The sequence below is a fragment of the Frankia sp. AiPs1 genome, assembly GCF_023716945.1.
Classification (GTDB): Bacteria; Actinomycetota; Actinomycetes; order Frankiales; family Frankiaceae; genus Frankia.
Window position 1 is genome coordinate 1 of record NZ_JAMQQF010000467.1, and the last position, 4,811, is coordinate 4,811.

General features: G+C 72.0%; 5 protein-coding genes. 2 read left to right on the forward strand and 3 right to left on the reverse strand.

Translation table 11 applies throughout. The annotated features are described in order from the left end of the window. On the forward strand, nucleotides 1–1,124 hold a 1,124-nt coding region (locus ND748_RS25400), incomplete at its 5' end, for a WD40 repeat domain-containing protein (RefSeq protein ID WP_374216031.1). A gap of 18 nt (nucleotides 1,125–1,142) precedes the next feature. Here the strand turns inward: ND748_RS25400 and ND748_RS25405 are convergent. Then, a complete protein-coding gene (locus ND748_RS25405) occupies nucleotides 1,143–2,174 on the reverse strand; it encodes a hypothetical protein (RefSeq protein WP_251748569.1) in 1,032 nt (343 codons plus the stop codon). Between the two features lie 13 nt (nucleotides 2,175–2,187). Then, nucleotides 2,188–2,727, reverse strand: a complete 540-nt coding sequence (locus ND748_RS25410; RefSeq protein ID WP_251748571.1) for a hypothetical protein — start codon at nucleotides 2,725–2,727, stop codon at nucleotides 2,188–2,190. A gap of 512 nt (nucleotides 2,728–3,239) precedes the next feature. Here ND748_RS25410 and ND748_RS25415 point away from each other — a divergent pair. Further along, nucleotides 3,240–3,539 carry a hypothetical protein gene (locus tag ND748_RS25415; RefSeq protein ID WP_251748573.1) on the forward strand — a complete coding sequence of 100 codons (300 nt, stop codon included), beginning with the start codon at nucleotides 3,240–3,242 and terminating at the stop codon, nucleotides 3,537–3,539. Nucleotides 3,540–3,641: 102 nt separating this feature from the next. Here ND748_RS25415 and ND748_RS25420 read toward each other — a convergent pair. Beyond that, the coding region (locus ND748_RS25420) for a substrate-binding domain-containing protein (RefSeq protein ID WP_251748574.1) at nucleotides 3,642–4,811 on the reverse strand (1,170 nt) is incomplete at its 5' end.

A 4,811-nucleotide genomic window follows, 5' to 3' on the forward strand; every position in this document is an offset into this window, starting at 1 on the left:
GCCAGGACCCGCAGCTCGCCGCCCGGCTCAGCCTCGCGGCGTACGCGATCGCCCCGACCGCCGCCGCCCGGGACGCGCTGATCGCCTCGTTCGGGCAGTCGACCGCGATCCGGGTACCCGCCGGCGCGGCGGCGTACTCCGATCTCGCTCTCAGCCCGGACGGCACCGCGCTCGCCGGCACCGACGACGCCGGCCGCCTGCACCTGTGGCGCCTCGACGGCGAGGGTCGGCCGACCGTCGCCGCGCAGGGCTCGACCGACGACCATGCCAGTGGGGTGGTCTTCGACAGCTCCGGGCGCACGCTGGCGACCGGCGGGGCCACCGACGCCGGCCGGCTGTGGGACGTCAGCAACCCGGCCAGTCCCCACCCGCTCGGCGCGCTCGGTACCCAGGCGACGCCGGTGCACCGCCTGGCCCTGTCCACCAGCGCCCACCTGCTCGCCACGGCCGGCGTCGACTGGTCGGTGGGGCTGTGGGATGTCACCGACCCCGGCCGGCCCCAGTCCCTGCAACTGCTCATCGGCCGGTCCGGGCCGGTGACCGGGTTGGCGCTGCGCCCCGACGGGGCCGTGCTCGCCATCGCCGGGGTGGGTGGCACCGTCCAGCTCTGGAATGTGCGCGACCCCCGCAACCCCGCGCAGATGGGATCGGTGCCCGGCCACACCGGTGCCGTCAACACGGTGACGTTCAGCCGGGACGGCAAGCTGCTGGCGACCGGCGGCGACGACCGGAACCTGCAGGTGTCGGACGTCACCGACCCGAACCATCCGCGCGTCGTGCACCGCCTGCCCGGGCACACCGCGGCAGTGACCACCGTCGCCTTCGCCACCGACGACCAGCTCCTGAGCGCGGACAGCGCCGGCAGCGTCGCCTACTCGAACCTCGCCGCCGCCGTGCCCGCGCTCATCCCGGTGGGCACGCTGGACTCGCCGGTGCGGGCGATGAGCACGACCACCACCGGGACCGTCGCGCTGACCACCGGCAAGGGCACGATCCTGCTCGGCACGGTGGACCCGCAGCGGCTGCGGCAACGCGCCTGCGCGCAGCCCGGCGCGGCGCTGAGCCGGGCCGACTGGAACCGACTCGTCGCCGACGTCCCCTGGGCCGACGCCTGCGCGACCTGATCATCTGCCGACTGCGGGTCAGGATGCCGACCCGCGACGGCGGCGCCACTGGCGCGCAAGCATGACCAGCATCCCGACGCCGAACAGCGACCCGCCGGTGACGAACGCGGAGGTGACCGCGACCCGGCGGGTGGAGGCCCCAGCCACCCGGACCCGTTCGGATGCGCCGCGGCGGTCGGGAAAGCGGATCACCGCCGTGGCGGTCCGCTCGACCAGCCCGCTGTGCAGTTTCACCGTCGCGGTCCAGGGCCCGGCCGGTATCTGCCCGTCGAGTGCGAACGAGACCGGGCTGACCTCCCCTGGTGCGATCGTCGTCCCGAGGTTCGCCCGGAACGGTCCGGCCTGCAGCCCGCCGGGGCCCTTGGTCAACGTCAGGTCGCCGGACATGTCCAGGGCCCGCCCGCCGGTGTTGTGGATCTCGGTGCCGATCGTCAGTCGCCCGTCGAGCAGGCGGCTCGCGGTGAGCGCGGCGATGGTGAAGCCGGCGGCGGGCGGGCCGCCGGGGCCGATATCGAGATACATCCTGATCCCGACCCGGTTGACCATCTGAAATCCGCTGCCCTCCGGCGCTGCACTGCCCGCCTGTGCCCAGAGCACGCCATAGTGCTCGCCCGGCGAGGCGTCACGGGGGACGGCGAAGGTGACCTCGGCCTGTTCCCGCGCGTGCGGACCGACCTCGATCGTGTCGTTGTTCAGGTGGACCCAGGTGGTCAGCTCATTGGGCTTGCGCCCCTCGGCGAAGTGGAAGGAGCTGTCGCCCAGGCTCGCGGCCCCCGGATACAGCGAGATCCGCATCGGCTCGTCGGTGTTGTTCACGACCTCCACCGAGCGGCGCATCGTGGCACCCGGGTTGAGATGGTCGACGATGTACTGCCTGGCCCGGGGATCCTTCCACAGCGACGCGGTGACCTCGACCAGCCTGATCCCGAACGACCCGTCCGGGTTGACGGTCCCGCCGCGGGGCGCGGCCGACACGGCAGGAACGGTGATGGTCGGGATGAGCATCCCGACCATCACCGCGAGGGCACCGAGGAGGGTGCCTCTGTTCATCCCGTAGCCCCGATCACGGCACCGTGGAGTGGGTGATCGTGGCGACGTAGTTGGTGCCGGCAACGGCGGTGGGCGGGATGTCCACCGTCAGCGTTGGGCTCCACGACGCCGAGTTGATGCCGGAGCCGCCGGTGGCCGTCACCGTTTCAACCGGAGTGTCTGCGGCGGCGAAGTCGACGTTGGTCGCGGTCCCCGTGTTGTTAACGCGGGTAACCGTGCCCGGAGCGTAGTGGATGTTCGTCACGGGAATCGAGGGGAGACCTGATCCCACCGGCGCGACGAAGTCGGTGGTGGACACGCTGGCCACCCAGGACGGCGCTTCGAGACCCTGGGTGTCGGTGACCGTGACGAGCCCGAGGGAACCCGACACGGGTGTCGTGCCGATCGCGCCGGTCAGTGTGGCGGTGGCCGGGGCCGTGATGTTCACGGCCCCTCCGGTGAGGGTCAGGGTCACCACAGTGTCGGCGGTCGCGGCATTGGCCGGTAGCGCCGTGCCGAGAAGGGCGGCCGCCGCGGCGGCGGCGCTCAGAAGAAACAGCGATGACTTACGCAATGCAACTACTCCCCTACGTGAGGCCGGAGCGCCCTCTACTGCGGTATCAAGAGGTGAGATCCGCCGGGCACACAGCGAAAACTATCACTGTGAGTAGCCGTCAATCACGCATGGCAACGGGCCGCGTGTCTCGACGGCCTTCCTCGGCCTCCGCCCGCCCCGCCCCCGCCCCCGTGTCAGCCGGACTTTCCCCGCCCGCCTCCGAGGTCCAAGCTCACCGTCGTCCGTCGTGGTACCAAGGCCAGCACCTGCTGCGGATCTGGTCAGGAGTCGTCGAAGATGCGGTGCAACCTCCCCGGCCCCGGGCGGGTGACAGGCAGACTTTCGGCACTCACGGTCCTCGTGATCCTGCTGGTCGCCTGGTCCGGCGGCCCGGCTCGGGCGGCACTGTCCATCACCGCCCCCGCCACCGCCACCCTTGTACGCACGCGTTCGGCGGCGGCACGGTCAGCGTCGAACTAGGGACGACGACCGTCACCAGCACCGACCAGATCGGCGCCTGGACGGCCACCGTGACCTCGACGAACTGCACGGCCGGGGCCGGCGCGTCCTACCAGACGATCCCCCGGGTGTCGCTGAACTACTGGTCCGGCCCCGCCACCACCACGACCGGCCTGCTGTCCCCGGTCACCCCTGGCCAGGCCACCGCGGCGAATGCCGTGACGCTGGCCGCCGCCCCTACGGCCTTCTCCGCCACCACGACCAGCCTTGACCCGAGCGCCGTCTCGTGGCGACCGACACTCGGGGTGGCCATCCCCACGAACGTGATCGTCGGCATCTACACCTGCACCGTCACCCACTCCGTGGCCTGAGAGCCGGCAGGCTCGCCGCGCGCCGTGCGACCGCACGGCTGGCGCGCTCCGCCCTGCCACGGAGATGGAGCGGCCCGCACGCCCTGCGGGCCGGTCGCCCGGTCAGGCGGGTACCGTCGCCACCCCCGCCGTCAGTTTCTCCAGCCTGGCGACGTTGTCCCCGACCGTGTCGTCGCTGCGCGGCACGTAGTGCGCGTCGAACGCGATCTTGCGACCGTTCTCCAGGAAGTAGCGCAGGAAGGCGGCCGTGGCCGGCTGACGCAGCGCGTCGGTGCGGGCGTAGACGAACAGCGGCTTGCACAGCGGCAGGTAGAGCCCGGTGCCGACGGCCACCGCGGTCGGCGCGACGCAGCCCTCGCCGTTGTTGATCTCGACCCCGCGCAGCCTCGTGCCGAACGTCTCGTAGGTGGGGTAGTCCAGGAAACCGATGGCCGACCGGTCGCCGGCCACGTCGTTGGCGACCCCGCTCAGGTCGACCTGCTTGTAGGCGCGGGAGCGGTCGCTGGCGTCGCTGATGGTCGCGTTGAAGACCTCCGCCTGCACCGAGTCGTGGGGCGGGCCGACGAACGCGATCGGTTCGTCCGGGAACGAGCTGTCGATCTGGTCCCACCGGGTCACCGACGAGTCGGCGCCCCAGATCTGCTTGACCTGCTTGAGGTTGAGGCAGTGCAGCCAGGTGTTCTGCGGATTGACCACGATCGGCAGGGTGTGGTGCGCAACCTCGAACCCGACGACCTTCTTCGCGCAGGCAGGATCCTTGGTGGTCTGCGGGGTGAGCTCGAAGGAGGCGTCCGCGAGCTCGGCCTTGCCGCTACACAGGGCCGCGAAACCGTCCTCGGTGCTGGTCGCCTCGATGCTGACGGTGACGTTGCGCTGGGACTGGCGGAACTCGTTGTAGGCGGTCTCGGTGATGGGGGCGACCTCGGAGGAGCCCGCGACCCGGACCAGGTTCGCGGCGGCTGGCGGCTCGGCGGTGGGAGTGGACGACGGTGGAATCGGATCCGTGGTCGGGAAGGCCCCGGCGGCGGCGACGGCCTGCCCGCCCGAACCCGAGTCGCGCCCGGTGAGCACGACTCCGGCGGTCGTCCCGATGGCGACGAACAGGACGGCAATGATCGCCGCGGCCACCATGACCCGGCGGGACCCGAAGATCCCGCCGCCGCCTTCCCCGCCGGCACGGTGCGACCTCCCGGCGTCCGGGGTGAGCACGGCGGCCTCGCCGGGACCGGGCGGACCGCCCCCGGCCCCGAGCGGGTCCGGACTCCCGGCGCC